The 13856-nt window shown below is 74.3% G+C and carries 16 protein-coding genes; 7 read left to right on the plus strand and 9 right to left on the minus strand.

The window, feature by feature from the left end; genetic code table 11:
* Window positions 1-22 precede the first annotated feature (22 nt).
* Window positions 23-673 carry a thymidine kinase gene (locus tag ACIPW5_RS07540; RefSeq protein WP_401241675.1) on the plus strand — a complete coding sequence of 217 codons (651 nt, stop codon included), beginning with the start codon at window positions 23-25 and terminating at the stop codon, window positions 671-673.
* A 7-nt stretch (window positions 674-680) separates the two neighbouring features.
* Here the strand turns inward: ACIPW5_RS07540 and ACIPW5_RS07545 are convergent, their stop codons facing one another.
* From ACIPW5_RS07545 to ACIPW5_RS07560, 4 genes are all read right to left on the minus strand, one after another.
* Complete coding sequence (locus ACIPW5_RS07545) at window positions 681-1427, minus strand: VOC family protein (protein ID WP_401242232.1); 747 nt, start codon at window positions 1425-1427, stop codon at window positions 681-683.
* Window positions 1428-1641: 214 nt separating this feature from the next.
* Complete coding sequence (locus ACIPW5_RS07550) at window positions 1642-1944, minus strand: winged helix-turn-helix domain-containing protein (RefSeq protein ID WP_401241678.1); 303 nt, start codon at window positions 1942-1944, stop codon at window positions 1642-1644.
* Window positions 1941-2357 carry a hypothetical protein gene (locus tag ACIPW5_RS07555; protein ID WP_401241681.1) on the minus strand — a complete coding sequence of 139 codons (417 nt, stop codon included), beginning with the start codon at window positions 2355-2357 and terminating at the stop codon, window positions 1941-1943. Before ACIPW5_RS07555 ends, ACIPW5_RS07550 begins: the two co-directional genes overlap by 4 nt.
* A gap of 101 nt (window positions 2358-2458) precedes the next feature.
* Window positions 2459-2899, minus strand: coding sequence for a nuclear transport factor 2 family protein (locus ACIPW5_RS07560; RefSeq protein WP_401241684.1), 441 nt, complete (start codon window positions 2897-2899; stop codon window positions 2459-2461).
* Window positions 2900-2997: 98 nt separating this feature from the next.
* Here ACIPW5_RS07560 and ACIPW5_RS07565 point away from each other — a divergent pair, with 98 nt between their 5' ends.
* On the plus strand, window positions 2998-3570 hold the full coding sequence (locus ACIPW5_RS07565) for a PadR family transcriptional regulator (protein ID WP_401241687.1): 573 nt from the start codon (window positions 2998-3000) through the stop codon (window positions 3568-3570).
* Complete coding sequence (locus tag ACIPW5_RS07570) at window positions 3557-4327, plus strand: SGNH/GDSL hydrolase family protein (RefSeq protein ID WP_401241689.1); 771 nt, start codon at window positions 3557-3559, stop codon at window positions 4325-4327. Before ACIPW5_RS07565 ends, ACIPW5_RS07570 begins: the two co-directional genes overlap by 14 nt.
* Before the next feature lie 31 nt (window positions 4328-4358).
* On the opposite strand, the gene ACIPW5_RS07575 is transcribed toward ACIPW5_RS07570, so the two are convergent.
* Window positions 4359-5162, minus strand: coding sequence for a VOC family protein (locus ACIPW5_RS07575; protein WP_401241692.1), 804 nt, complete (start codon window positions 5160-5162; stop codon window positions 4359-4361).
* Window positions 5163-5338: 176 nt separating this feature from the next.
* On the opposite strand from ACIPW5_RS07575, the gene ACIPW5_RS07580 reads away from it, so the two are divergent.
* On the plus strand, window positions 5339-6172 hold the full coding sequence (locus tag ACIPW5_RS07580) for a sulfurtransferase (RefSeq protein WP_401241694.1): 834 nt from the start codon (window positions 5339-5341) through the stop codon (window positions 6170-6172).
* Between the two features lie 49 nt (window positions 6173-6221).
* On the opposite strand, the gene sepH is transcribed toward ACIPW5_RS07580, so the two are convergent.
* The gene (sepH, locus tag ACIPW5_RS07585) at window positions 6222-7250 is read right to left on the minus strand and encodes a septation protein SepH (RefSeq protein ID WP_401241695.1); all 1029 of its coding nucleotides are present in this window, start codon (window positions 7248-7250) and stop codon (window positions 6222-6224) included.
* A gap of 532 nt (window positions 7251-7782) precedes the next feature.
* Here sepH and ACIPW5_RS07590 point away from each other — a divergent pair.
* The gene (locus ACIPW5_RS07590; protein WP_401241698.1) at window positions 7783-8619 is read left to right on the plus strand and encodes a hypothetical protein; all 837 of its coding nucleotides are present in this window, start codon (window positions 7783-7785) and stop codon (window positions 8617-8619) included.
* A 7-nt stretch (window positions 8620-8626) separates the two neighbouring features.
* Here the strand turns inward: ACIPW5_RS07590 and ACIPW5_RS07595 are convergent, their stop codons facing one another.
* On the minus strand, window positions 8627-9961 hold the full coding sequence (locus ACIPW5_RS07595) for a D-arabinono-1,4-lactone oxidase (protein WP_401241700.1): 1335 nt from the start codon (window positions 9959-9961) through the stop codon (window positions 8627-8629).
* On the minus strand, window positions 9906-11168 hold the full coding sequence (locus ACIPW5_RS07600; RefSeq protein ID WP_401241703.1) for an MFS transporter: 1263 nt from the start codon (window positions 11166-11168) through the stop codon (window positions 9906-9908). Before ACIPW5_RS07600 ends, ACIPW5_RS07595 begins: the two co-directional genes overlap by 56 nt.
* Before the next feature lie 168 nt (window positions 11169-11336).
* On the opposite strand from ACIPW5_RS07600, the gene ACIPW5_RS07605 reads away from it, so the two are divergent.
* Entirely contained in the window at window positions 11337-12503 is a 1167-nt protein-coding gene (locus ACIPW5_RS07605; RefSeq protein ID WP_401241706.1) for a ferrochelatase, read from the plus strand.
* A gap of 9 nt (window positions 12504-12512) precedes the next feature.
* Window positions 12513-13316, plus strand: a complete 804-nt coding sequence (locus tag ACIPW5_RS07610; protein WP_401241708.1) for an inositol monophosphatase family protein — start codon at window positions 12513-12515, stop codon at window positions 13314-13316.
* A 104-nt stretch (window positions 13317-13420) separates the two neighbouring features.
* Here ACIPW5_RS07610 and ACIPW5_RS07615 read toward each other — a convergent pair whose 3' ends face one another.
* A complete protein-coding gene (locus ACIPW5_RS07615) occupies window positions 13421-13588 on the minus strand; it encodes a hypothetical protein (protein ID WP_361599620.1) in 168 nt (55 codons plus the stop codon).
* Window positions 13589-13856: the final 268 nt, after the last annotated feature.

The raw sequence follows: 13856 nt of genomic DNA on the forward strand, positions 1-13856 counted from the left end.
CCCGAAAGGTCCCGTACTTCCCATGCCCGAGCTGGTGTTCTTCTCCGGAACGATGGACTGCGGAAAGAGCACCCTGGCTCTCCAGATCGCCCACAACCGCGACGCGCGGGGCCTGCAGGGCGTGATCTTCACCCGTGACGACCGTGCGGGTGAGGGCAAGCTGTCCTCCCGGCTGGGCCTGGTGACGGAGGCCGTCGAGGCGCCGGAGGGCATGGACCTGTACGCCTACCTGGTCGCCCAGCTCTCCTCGGGCGGCAAGGCCGACTACGTGATCGTGGACGAGGCCCAGTTCCTGGCGCCCGAGCAGATCGACCAGCTGGCGCGGATCGTGGACGACCTGCACATGGACGTCTTCGCCTTCGGCATCACCACCGACTTCCGCACCAAGCTCTTCCCGGGCTCCCAGCGGCTGATCGAGCTGGCGGACAGGCTGGAGCAGCTGCAGGTCGAGGCCCTGTGCTGGTGCGGCGCCCGCGCCACGCACAACGCCCGTACGGTGGGCGGGCAGATGGTGGTCGAGGGTGCGCAGGTGGTGGTCGGCGACGTGAACCGCCCGGCGGAGGAGATCGGCTACGAGGTCCTCTGCCGCCGGCACCACCGCCGCCTGATGACCTCCGCGTCCGCCCACGCGGGCAGCCTCTCCCCGGACGTCCTCCCGGTCAACAACGCGTAGCCGGCCGTCAGGAGCGGCCCGGTGCGGCCGGGCCGACGATGTTGAACACGGCGCCGTCGCGGTCGCGCAGGGTGCGTTCGCGGGGGTGGGCGCCGGGGTCCGCGGCGGGGACGGTGGTGCCGCCGAGGGCGGTGGCGGCCTCCACCGCTGCGTCCAGGTCGGGGACCCGGAAGTGGGCGCGCCAGCGGGGCCTCAGGTGCGGGTCGGGGGCCTCCGCGAGGGTTCCGCCGTGCAGGCGGGCCACGGTGCGGCCCCCGCGGCGGAGCAGGATGCGGTCGTCCTCCTCCACGTAGGCGACCTCGCAGCAGCCGGTGTGCTCGCAGGCCCACTCCAGGACCTCGCCGTAGAAGATGGCCGCGTCGAAGGCGTTCCGGGTGTGCAGTTCCAGCCAGGCCGGCGCCGCCTCGCCGCCCATGCCCCAGTCCGGGATGGCGTCGCCCTGCCAGATCCCGAAGACCGCCCCGTCGCGGTCGGAGGTGAGCGCGGCCCGGCCGGTGCCGAAGGACAGCGGGCCGACGGCGACGGTCCCGCTGCGCTCCCTGATGCGCGCCGCCGTGACGTCGGCGTCGTCCACGGCGAAGTACGGGGTCCAGGCGACGGGGATGCTGAGGCCCGGGGGCAGCGCGCCGATGCCGGCCACCGGGACCCCGGAGGCGAAGCCGACGGCGAAGGCCTCGCCGAGGTGGGCCGGACCGAATTCCCATCCCAGGACCGCGCTGTAGAACTCCTTCGCCGTGTCGGGGCTGCGGGCCATCAGGCTGACCCAGCAGGGCGCGCCGAACGTTTCGTGACTCGATGTCGACACGGTGAACCCCATCCGCCGGTGCGCCCCCGGGAGCCCTTCCACAGTACTCGTGGGCGGCTCCCCGGGGCGGTGCGTAGCCGCGTGGGCGCGGTCCGTCAGGTGCGGAAACGCCGGCCACATCCTCGTACCGCGGCCGGGCCGGCCGGACGGCGACACGCCGCGGTCAGTGCGGCGGGCCCGCGATGGCGGTGAGGGCGGCGACGTGCCGCCGGTAGCCGGCCAGGCCCTCCCCGGTCAGCAGCAGCCAGGTCCGCGGCATCCGCCCGACCCGCCCCTTCTCGACCGTCACCCAGCCGGCCTCCTCCAGGCGGGCGACCTGCTTCGACAGCGCGGAGTCGGTGATCTCCACGAGGTCCCGTACGTAGCCGAACTCGGCCTTCTCCACGGGCGCGAGGGCCGCCACGATCGACAGGCGCACGGCCGAGGAGAGCAGCGGGGCGAGCGCGTGGCGCGGGTGCGGGGTCATGCGGCGCGGGCCTCCCGCCAGGCGGCGGCGGCCGGGGGCAGCGCGCACAGCAGGGCGGCCGCGGCCACGAAGGCGGTGTTGTCCGTGAAGACGGTGAGGCCCAGCGCGAGGGAGAGCGCGTACGCGGCGGCCCAGGCGCCGATCGCCCCCAGGTGGCGGCGGCCGTGGCCCCGGGGGACCACCGGCTGGCGCATGGTGAACGCGGACAGGGCCGTCACCACGGCCGCGTTCGCCACCGTGCTGACGAGCGTCCCGGTCCGTCCGTGCCACAGCAGCACGGTGGGGACGAGGAGCAGCTGCCATCCGGCGAAGGCCCACAGGCAGCCGGTGAGCCACCGGCTCCGCTGCCGTGTGCCGGCCTCGATCCGTGCGATCCCCTTCAACGCCGCTGCCGCGGCCGCCTGTTCGGTCATGGCGGTTCCCCCGTGTGGTGGCCGGGCGGCCCCGTGTGCGATGCCCGGCAAGTACTTGCCAATGTAGCAAGTACTTGCCGGGCGCCGGTGACGGCCTGCCGTCAGGCCTCCGGAACGAGGCCGTCGGCGACCAGTCCGGCCAGCACCGCCTGGCCCAGGGCCTGCACGGCGGACTGGGGCCGGACCATCACCGTGAACTCCTTCACCCGGCCCGCTCCGTCGAACTGGAGCTGGTCGATGCCGTGGATCTGCTTGCCCGCCACCAGCGCGCGGAAGGGCAGGACCACCGTCGGGGCCTCCTCGCCACCGGACGTGGTCTCGACGTCGCCGTCCAGCCGGCCGAGGTAGCGGAGGTCCTCGAAGGTGCGCAGCAGGACGCCGAAGAGGCCCAGGACGGCGGCCTTGCCCTCGAACGGGTTGAACTTCACCGGGCTGTAGAGCCGGATGTCCTCCGTGAACAGGTCGTCCAGCGCGGCGAGATCGCGCTTCTCCACGGCGGCGCGGAAGCGCTCCGCGGTCTCCACGGAATCCACGGTCCCCATGTGGCCCCTCCTCCTGTCGGCGATTACTCATGGATGCGAGTAGTCAGATTGTTGAGTATGGTGCCGCTGCGGGCACCGAAAGGGAAGAGGGAGCGGCCATGGCCTTGCGGCACGCGGTACTGGCGGCACTGCTCGACGGCGAGTACAGCGGCTACCAGCTGGCGAAGGCCTTCGACATCAGCGTCGCCAACTTCTGGCACGCCCTGCCCCAGCAGCTCTACGCCGAACTGGCGAGGCTGGAGGCGGACGGACTGGTCGCCGGCCGGGAGGTGGTGCAGGAGTCCAGGCCCAACAAGCGGCTGTTCCGGGTCACCGACGCCGGCCGCGACGAACTGGAGCGGTTCGCCGGGGCGGCGGCCAAGCCCTCCTCGATCCGCGACGACCTCCTCGTGAAGGTCCAGAGCGCCGACCGCATCGGCACCGCCGCGGTCATCGGGCAGCTCCTGGAGCGGGCGGCCGCCGCCGAGGCCAAGATCGAGCTGCTCCGCGGGCTGCTGCGCGGCATGCGCGGCGAGCTGGACGAGGACGAGTTCCTGCTGCGCGGCGAGCGGATCGGCGGCTACCTCACCTGCCTGCGCGGGGTGGCCTTCGAGGAGGGCCACCGGGACTGGTGCCTGCGCGCCGCGGACGTACTGGGGAAGAGGGAGGGGACCACCCGTGCGGAAGGCTGAGTACCTGCGTTACGTCGCCCTGGGCGACAGCCAGACCGAGGGCCTCGGGGACGGTGACGACACGGTGGGCCTGCGGGGCTTCGCCGACCGCCTCGCCGGCCACCTCGCGGCCACCGCCCCCGGGCTGCGGTACGCCAACCTCGCGGTCCGGGGCCGGCTCGCCGGACAGGTCCGCGCCGAACAGCTCGGGCCCGCCCTGGAGCTGCGGCCGGACGTCGCGACCGTCGTCGCGGGCGTCAACGACATCCTCCGGCCGCGCTTCGACGCCGCCGAGGTGGCCGGGGAGCTGGAGGAGATGTTCGCGGCGCTGACCGGCGCCGGGGCCCGGGTGGCCACCGTGACCTTCCCCGACGTGGCCCGCATCGCGCCCCTGGCCCGGCCGCTGAGCCCCCGCGTGAGCGAGCTCAACGGCCACATCCGGGCCGCCGCCGCCCGCCACGGGGTGGCGGTCGCCGAGACCGGCCGGGAGGCCGCGGCCACCGACCCGCGGATGTGGGCGACCGACCGGCTGCACGCCAGCCCCCTCGGCCACGCCCGGATCGCCGCCGCCCTGGCCGAGGCCCTGGAGCTGCCCGGCAGCGGCGGTGCCTGGCGGGAACCGCTGCCGCCCCGGCCGTCCCGCGCGCTCGTCGGGACCGTCGCCGCCGAGGCGGCCTGGCTGGCCGGGTTCCTCGGCCCCTGGCTCGGCCGCCGGCTGCGCGGCACCTCCTCCGGCGACGGCCGCACCGCCAAGCGCCCGCAGCTGCTGCCGCTCTAGGCCGTCCGGGGTCGTCCTAGTCCCGGCCGTCCTAGTCCCGGCCGTCCTCGTTCAGGGACGTCCGGACCAGGGCGAAGACCGCCCCCTCCGGGTCCGCGACCACGGCCAGCCGCCCCGTGATCCGCTCCCGGGGCGGGGTCACGACCCGGCCGCCCAGCTCCGTCACCCGGGCGGCGGCCGCGTCGGGGTCCGCCACCTCGAAGTACGTCATCCAGTGCGGCCCCCGGTCGTGCGGCAGCGACCGGCCGACCCCGTGGACGGCGGCGACCGGCCGGCCGTCCAGGCGCAGCGTCAGGTAGTCGAAGTCGGACGCGGCGTCCGGGTGCGGCTCGGCCTCGTGGCCGAAGACGTGCTCGTAGAACTTGCCGACCGTCGAGGACTCCTGGGTGAGCAGCTCGTTCCACACCGGGGTGCCCGCCGCCCCCGCCCGGCGGGCCGCGGGGTGGCCGTCGCTCTGCCAGATCCCGAAGATGGCGCCCAGCGGGTCGGCGCAGATCGCCATCCGCCCCGCCGCCCCCGCGTCGAGCGGGCCCACCGCGACCGTGCCGCCGCACGACCGGATGGACTCGGCGGTGCAGTCGGCGTCGTCCGAGGCGAAGTACGTGGTCCAGGCCACCGGAAGATGGCGGTCCGGCGGCATCTCGCCGATCCCGGCGACCTCCTGGCCGTCGAGGAAGGCCCGGACGCTCGGGCCGAACTGGGTGGGGCCGGGCTCGTACTCCCAGCCGAAGAGGTCGGCGTAGAAGTCCTCCGTGCTCCCGAGGCCGTGCACCATCAGGCTCACCCAGCAGGGTGTGCCGGGCGTGCGCCGCGAAGCCCCCGATGCCTCCGTCATGTCAGCCGTCTCCCGCCGTCGTGTCCCTGTTCCCCGCAGATGCTTGCACTCCCCGGCACCCGGCGCGCCCCGACCGGCCGGGTGAACGGGGTGCGGAACAGAGATGTCCGAATCACTGCGCCCCGTCGATGTCGGGCTTGTTACACGGCTTCGGGGGCGGGGAGGAAGATGGGCCCATGACTGCGATTCTCTCGGCCTCCGAACTGCGCGGCGAGCTCGCCGGCCCCCGCCCGCCGGTACTCCTGGACGTCCGCTGGCAGCTGGGCGGCCCCGACCAGCGCCCCGCCTACGAAGCCGGGCACCTCCCCGGTGCCGTGTACGTCGACCTGGACCGCGAACTGGCAGGTCCACCGGGGGCGGGCGGCCGCCACCCGCTCCCGGACCCGGAGGACTTCGGCACCGCGATGCGCCGGGCCGGGGTGCGGGCCGGCGAGCCGGTGGTCGTGTACGACGGCGGTCTCGGCTGGGCGGCCGCCCGCGCCTGGTGGCTGCTGCGCTGGACGGGGCACCGGAACGTGCGCGTACTGGACGGCGGCCTGGCCGCGTGGACGGCGGCGGGCGGTGCGCTCACGGCCGACGCGCCGATGCCCGTCGAGGGCGATTTCAAGCCAACCCCGGGCGCGTTCGGACTCCTGGAGGCCGACGACGCGGCCGCGCTGGCCCGTACGGGCCTCCTGCTGGACGCCCGGGCGGGCGAGCGCTACCGCGGCGAGGTCGAGCCGATCGACCCGGTCGGCGGGCACATCCCGGGTGCGGTGTCGGCCCCGACCACCGAGAACGTCGGCCCGGACGGGCGGTTCCTGTCGGCCGGGGAGCTGCGTGCCCGGTTCGCGGAGCTCGGCGCCGCGGGGGACACGGCGGTGGGCGTGTACTGCGGCTCCGGGGTCTCCGGGGCGCACGAGGTCCTCGCGCTGGAGGTGGCGGGCATTCCGGCCAGTCTGTACGCGGGCAGCTGGTCGCAGTGGTCCTCGGACCCGGAGCGGCCCGTGGCCACCGGCCCCAACCCCTGACGTGCCGTCCGCGTCCGGTGGCGCCCCCTCGGGGGCGCCACCGCGCGGGCTACTCCTGCTTCTTGCGCCGGGTCCCGAAGACGATCTCGTCCCAGCTGGGCACGGCGGCCCGGCGCCCCGGCCGGACCCCGTCGGCCTCGGCCTGCCGGTCGGTGGTGCCCGTCAGCCGCTCGCGGTGGCCCGCCACCGTGCGCGGCATCAGCACGTCCGCGTACGCCGCGCCGGCGCCCGCCGACGCCGCCGCGGCCGGGGGCTCCTCGGACTCCGGCTCCTCGGCGGGGGTCTCCGTACGGTCCGGCACCACCAGGTCGCCGCGGAAGCTCGGGACCGCCTCCAGCAGGCTGGTCAGCGTGTCCCGTTCCTCCTCGGGTTCCGGCGCGGGCGGCGGGGCGGGGCGGCTGTCGGGCCGCTCGATCTGCCGGTCCAGGGCGCGGTCCAGCGGCCGGTCCCGGGGGAGCCGGGCGATCCTCGGCACGAACGGGAAGCTCGGCTCCGGGGTGGAGGGCAGGTCGGCCTCGCCGATCAGGGAGCGGGCCTCGTCGTCCATGGCGACGACCAGCCGGCGCGGCGGGTCGTAGGACCAGCTCGCCGAGTGCGGTTCGCCCGCCACCCGGTAGACCAGCAGCACCTCCCAGGTGCCGTCGTCGCGGCGCCAGGAGTCCCACAGCACGGAGTCCTTGTCGGCCCCGCGCAGGGTGAGGCGCTCCTGCACGGCCTCGCCGAGCTGCGGTCCGGTGTTCTCACCGGGGCGGCGCACGGGGGTCTTGCGGGCGCGCTCGGCCATGAAGGCGCGCTCGGCCAGCACCGGACCCTCGAAGCGGCGTACCCGGTCGACCGGGATGCCGGCGAGCTGGGCGACCTCCTCAGCGGAGGCACCGGCCCGTATGCGGGCCTGGATGTCCCGCGGGCGGAGGTGGCTCTCCACCTCGATCTCGATCTGGTTCAGGCGCGCGCGGTCGTTGCGCACGGCAGCCCGCAGCCGCTCGTCGATCGGAAGCGTGTACTCCGTGCTGTCCGCAGCCTTGAGCACCAGTCGTGTTCCGTCATTCGAGACGGCCACGACACGCAGTTCGGGCATGGGGACCTCCCGGGTGGTGCCTGCCGACGTCACGTGCGTCGCTGCTTCCGCTAGTCGAGTGTGGCCTGCCCGGGTGCAGCCTGCCACAACCTTGCCGAGTTAAACCGGCGTGTCGGGCATGCGCCCTTGATCGACGTTATGGCACGGTTACCTGTTGGGCACGGACAGTGACCAAGTGGTTACTGTGTGCAGCAGGAACCCGTGCGATACCGCGGTATCACCGGTCTTGAGTGCCGCTTCTCCATCAACCGGCCCCCTCTCCCGAGTCCGGACAGCCGTAAGGAAGGACGGTCCCAGGGCTCGCCACAGTACTCCATTCGGGCCACCCGGGTGGACCGCCGCGCCGCCGAACTTGTCCCGGGCGGCGGCAGTTGGCCTGCCCGAAATCGGGCCCGCATCCGGGTCCACCTGCGGACGGGGCCGTTTTCGGGTGTCCTGCTTCACAGAATCCGCAGAAACGGAACTTTCCATTTCGCTCAGAGGTCCCTCACTGCAGGAAGAGGAGAGGCGCGAGAGGCGGGACACACAGCGGATGGCGATGGGTCAGAAGACGGCGAACCACACCCGGGCGGACGCGGCGGCGGATCCGGCCGATCAGCCGGAACCGGGGCGCAGGAAGCTGGACCTGAGCGTGACCCAGGTCGCGGGCAGCTCCCTCGCCACCGTCGCCGCGGCCCTGCTCGCCTCGAAGATGGGCGTCTACGGGACCATCCTCGGCGCCGGAGTGGTCAGCGTGGTCGCCACCGCGGGCGGGCCCGTCATCCAGCACCTGTTCCGCCGCACCGGCGACCAGCTCCGCGAGAGCGCCCGCCCCAGGGCCCGTCAGGTCCCGCCGCCCGCAGGGGAACCGGGCCCGGCCGCCCCGCCGGACGGCCGGTTCGGGGAAGCCACCGTGCACGGCACCCGCGTACGGGGCTGGAAGCGCACGGCGGTGGCCTCCGGGGCGGCCTTCGCCCTCGCCCTCGGCGGCCTCGGGACGTACGAGGCCTTCGCGGGCACCTCGGTCAGCAGCGACGGCCGCACCCTCTGGTCGGGCGGCTCCCGCACCGCCCCCGACCACCGGCCCGCCCCGCCGAAGCCGGACCCGGAGCGGGACGGCGGGAGCGGGACGGACCGCCGGGGCGGACCCGGCGGCGGGAAGGGCGGCGCCGCCACGCACGGGCCGGACGGGAAGACCCCGGAGTCCGGGACCTCCCCGAGCCCCTCGGGTCCGCACGGCGGCGGGAGCCCGGCCCCCGACCCCACCCCGTCCGCCCCGGTGGTGCCGACACCCGCGCCGACCCCCTCGAAGCAGAGCCCGAAGCCCGGCCCGACCCCCGGCTCCGGCGGCGCGGGAGGCGGCCAGGAGCCGTCCCCCGGCGGTTCTTGAGCGGGGGTCAGTCCCCGAGCACCCGCCTGAGGTAGTCGTTGCCGAACAGCCGGTCCGGGTCCAGCCGGTCCCGCAGCGCGGTGAACTCGGCGAAGCGCGGGTAGACCGCGGCCAGCTGCTCCGCGTCCCGGCTGTGCACCTTGCCCCAGTGCGGCCGCCCCCCGTGGGCGGTGAAGATCTTCTCGGCCGCGGTGAAGTAGGCCTGGTACGGGGTGCCCCGGTACATGTGCACCGCGATGTACGCCGTCTCCCGCCCGGAGGCGGTGGACAGCGTGATGTCGTCCGCCGGAGCCGTGCGCACCTCCACCGGGAAGCTGATCCGCAGGCCGGAGCGGTCGACCATGGCCTTGAGCTCCCGCAGCGCCCCGACCGCCCGCTCGCGCGGGAGGGCGTACTCCATCTCCACGAACCGGACCCGGCGCGGGCTGGTGAACACCTTGTAGGGGATGTCCGTGTAGGTGCGCGCCGACAGGGCGCGGCTGGCGACGCGGGCGATCGAGGGGATGGCCGCCGGGACGGCCCGGCCCAGGGAGTTGACGGCCTGGAAGACCCCGTTGGAGAGCAGCTCGTCCTCGATCCAGGCGCTGACCGCGCCGGGCGGGGCGGCGGGGCCCTGGCTGCGGTTGTTGCGCTTGGTGTTGCAGTTGCCCGTGTGCGGGAACCAGTAGAACTCGAAGTGCTCGTTCTCCGCCACGTGCTGGTCGAACTCGGCCGTCACCCGGTCGAAGCGCATCGGCTCCTCGCGGGCGGTCAGGAAGAAGAGCGGCTCCACCGCGAAGGTGATCGCGGTGACGACGCCCAGGGCGCCGATGCCGATCCGCGCCGCCGCGAAGACCTCGGGGTTCTCCTTCTCCGAACAGGTCATCAGCCCGCCGTCCGCCGTGACCAGCTCCAGGCCGCGGATCTGGGCGGAGATGGAGGCGGAGTCCCGGCCGGTGCCGTGCGTGCCGGTGCCGGTGGCGCCGGCCACCGTCTGCTCCATGATGTCGCCCATGTTGGCGAGCGAGAGGCCCTGCCGGGCCAGGTCCCGGTTCAGGTCCCTGAGGGCGGTGCCCGCCGCCACGGTGACGGTGCCGGCGGCCCGGTCGACCGACAGGATGCCGGTGAGCGCCTGCGGGCGCAGGAGCACACCGTCGGTCGCGGCCGCCGCGGTGAAGGAGTGGCCGGTGCCGACCGCCTTCACCCGGAGTCCCTCCTCGGCGGCCCGGCGGACCGCCTCCCGGAGCTCGTCGGCCGAGGCCGGAGTCACCACGCGCGCGGGCGTGGCGCGGACGTTGCCCGCCCAGTTACGCCACGCGGCCGGTGCGTTCTTCGCTGCTGCTGCTGTCCCCGACGTCGCCATCGCTGGCAGGCTCCTCCCCTTGCGCCGGCCTCGTCAGCCGGCGGTAACCCGCGAACGCCACCGCCGCCGCGGCCACTCCCGAGGAGACCGAGACGACGTACCCGCGCTGGGCCCCGGCCGCGTCGATGACCAGACCGGTCACCGAGGAGCCGACCGCGACCCCGACCGCCAGGCCGGTGCTGATCCAGGTCATGCCCTCGGTGAGCTTCGCGCGTGGTACGTGCGCTTCGATCAGGGCCATCGTGGTGATCATCGTGGGAGCGATGGCGAGGCCCGAGACGAAGAGCGCCACGGCCAGAAACGGAAGGTTCCCGGCCAGTAGGAGGGGGATCATACTCACGGCCATAGCACATATGCCCAGTACCCAGCGGCGTTCGGCTTTGCCCTTCAGGTGCAGCAGGCCGAAGACGATTCCGGCGATACAGGACCCCGCCGCCCAGATCGCCAGGATGAAGCTGGCGGACGACTTGCTGCCCTGCTCCTCGGCGAAGGCCAGCGTGGACACGTCGATGGACCCGAAGATCGCGCCGGTCGCCACGAAGGTGGCCGTCAGCACCTGGAGGCCGGGGGAGCGCAGGGCCGAGGAGCGGGCTGTGTCGGGGCCGCGCGGGTGCGGGGCGGGCTCGGTGGAGCGCTGGGCGGTGAGCAGCCAGACCCCGACGAGCAGGCAGCCGGCCGCGATCACCGGTCCGGCCTCGGGGAACCAGGTGGTGGACAGGCCGATCGCGAGGATCGGGCCGAAGATGAAGCACACCTCGTCGATCACGGACTCGAAGGAGTACGCGGTGTGCAGTTCGCGGGGCGAGTGCCGGTAGAGCTCGGTCCAGCGGGCGCGGACCATCGAGCCGACGCTCGGCACGCAGCCGGCGACGGCGGCGAAGACGAACAGGGTCCAGTCGGGCAGGCCGTTCGCGGCGGCCAGGACCAGGCCGGTGACGGCCGCGGTGGAGATCAGGGTCGCGGGGCGCAGCACCCGCCGCTGCCCGTACTGGTCCACCAGACGGGAGACCAGGGGGCCGATGAACGCGGCGGCGAGGGCGAGGGTGCCGGTGAGGGCGCTGGCCATCGCGTAGCGGCCGGTCATCTCCGAGATCATCGTGAGGATGCCGACACCGACCATGGATATCGGCAGCCTGCCTATGAGGCCGGCTGCGCTGAACCCCCGGGTGCCGGGGGCCGCGAAGATCGCGCGGTAGGGACTGGGCAAGGTGTCTCCGTAAGGGACGTCATTGGCCCGTACAGGTTACGACCGCAGACAAGACGCCCGCACGGGGAAATATCGGCACTTCGACTTAGGGTCACCTCACCTACGCCGCGTCCGGGATGCGGACCGGCCGGTTCTCCCCGGCGGACCCCGGGTGGCAGGATTCGAGGCATGTCAGACCAGCTCCCCGCCCCCGACGCGCCCGCGGCCGAAGGCCTCGCCGCCCCCTACGACGCCCTGCTGCTGCTGTCCTTCGGCGGCCCCGAGGGACCCGACGACGTCGTGCCGTTCCTGGAGAACGTCACGCGCGGCCGCGGCATCCCGCGCGAGCGGCTCAAGGAGGTCGGGCAGCACTACTTCGGCTTCGGCGGCGTCAGCCCGATCAACGGGCAGAACCGCGAGCTGCTGGACGCCCTGCGCAAGGACTTCGCCGAGCACGGGCTGGACCTGCCCGTCTACTGGGGCAACCGGAACTGGGCCCCGTACCTGACCGACGCGATGCGGGAGATGGTGCGCGACGGCCGCCGCCGCATCGCCGTCCTCGCCACCAGCGCCTACGCCTCGTACTCGGGCTGCCGCCAGTACCGCGAGAACCTCGCCGACGCGCTCGCCACCCTGGCGGAAGAGGGCCTGGAGCTGCCGCGCGTGGACAAGCTGCGGCACTACTTCAACCACCCCGGCTTCGTACGGCCCATGACCGACGGGGTGCTGGCCTCGCTCGCGGCCCTGCCCGCCGACGTCCGCGACGGGGCCCGGCTGGCCTTCACCACCCACTCCATCCCGGACTCCGCGGCCGACGCCTCCGGCCCGGTCGAGGAGCACACCGAGGGCGGCGGGGGCGGGGCCTACGTCCGCCAGCACCTCGACGTGGCCCGCGTCATCGCGGACGCCGTGGCGGCGGAGACCGGCACCGCGCACCCCTGGCAGCTCGTCTACCAGTCCCGCAGCGGCGCCCCGCACGTCCCGTGGCTGGAGCCGGACATCTGCGACCACCTGGAGGCCCTGCACGCCGACGGCGCGCCCGCCGTGGTCATGGTGCCCATCGGCTTCGTCTCCGACCACATGGAGGTCCTCTACGACCTCGACACCGAGGCGAAGGCCAAGGCCGCCGAGCTGGGCCTGCCGGCCGAACGCTCCGCGACCGTCGGCGCCGACCCCCGCTTCGCCGCGGCGGTACGGGAGCTCGTGCTGGAGCGCGCCGCCCGTGAGCGCGGGGAGCGGCCCGAGGAGTGCTGGGTGGGCACGCTGGGGCAGAGCCACGACCTGTGCGCGGTGGGCTGCTGCCCGGCCCGCGCGCCCCGGCCGGCGGCCGCCGGCGCGGACAGCCCGTACGCGTAGGGGGAGCGAGTGATCACCGAAGAGCTGAAGGCCGAGCTGCTGGACGTGGCCCTGGAGGCCGCCCGGCGGGCCGGGGAGCTGCTGCGCGACGGCCGGCCGGCCGATCTGGCGGTGGCCGCGACGAAGAGCAGCCCGATCGACGTGGTGACCGAGATGGACATCGCCGCCGAGAAGCTGATCACCGGCGTCCTCGCCGAGCGCCGGCCCGCGGACGGGCTGCTGGGCGAGGAGGGCGCGGACAGCCCCGGCACGAGCGGGGTGCGCTGGGTCGTCGACCCCCTCGACGGCACCGTGAACTACCTCTACGGGCTGCCGAGCTGGGGCGTGTCCATCGCGGCCGAGTACCGGGGCGAGACCGTGGCGGGCGTCGTGGCGGCGCCGATGCGCGGGGAGACGTACCACGCGGTGCTGGGCGGCGGGGCCTGGTCGGGCGGCGCCCGGCTGGCCTGCCGGCCGGCCGCGCCGCTGGACCGGGCGCTGATCGCCACCGGGTTCGCGTACGTCCAGACGCGGCGGGCCCACCAGGCCGAGGTCGCCGGACGGATCATCCCGCTGGTGCGGGACATCCGGCGCGGCGGTTCGGCGGCGCTCGACCTGTGCGACGTCGCCGCGGGCCGCCTCGACGGGTACTGGGAGCGCGGGCTGAACCCCTGGGACCTCGCCGCGGGCGAGCTGATCGCCCGCGAGGCGGGAGCGCTGACCGGCGGGCGGCCCGCGGAGCCGGCCTCGGGGGAGCTGGCGCTGGCGGCCACCCCGGCCGTCTTCGGCCCGCTCCAGCGGCTCCTCGACGAAGCCGGGGCCTGGCACGACTGACGGCGCACGGCCCGCCGGCACACCGCGCACGGCACCGGACCCCGGCCGCCAGGAGGGCGGCCGGGGTCCGGTGGGTGCGCCGTGAGCTCGGCGGTGCCGTCGGGTCAGGCGGCGGTGACCGGTACGCCGTGTTCGGCGGCGAGCCGCTGGAGGTCCTCCAGCTCCGCCTGTTCCACATCCGCGAGGTAGTCGTCGCCCGTCTCACGGGCCTTGCTGAGGTCCGACTGCGTGGCCTTGATGCGCTGCAGGAGACCCGCGGTGAATGCGTCCATGGTGGGTGCGCCCCCTCTGCGTGGGTCGGCGGCGGAGAGCACGGAGCAGTCCGCCGCTTCAGGGTGTGGTTGGGGTGTGCTCTCGTCCTCCCCGGCACCCTGGGCCCAGAAACCTCGTAAGGCGAGGGAATCCTCACTTCCACCCCGCCCACACGCCGCTTCCACGCCTTCCGCACGCCCCAGGAGGGCCCCAGGGGCGCCTTACAGCCGGTTTACGGCCGAAACCGGCAGGATGGAGGCGCAATACACGTGTGCCCTGGAGGGCTCG

The sequence above is a fragment of the Streptomyces sp. NPDC090077 genome (assembly GCF_044747545.1).
GTDB lineage: Bacteria > Actinomycetota > Actinomycetes > Streptomycetales > Streptomycetaceae > Streptomyces.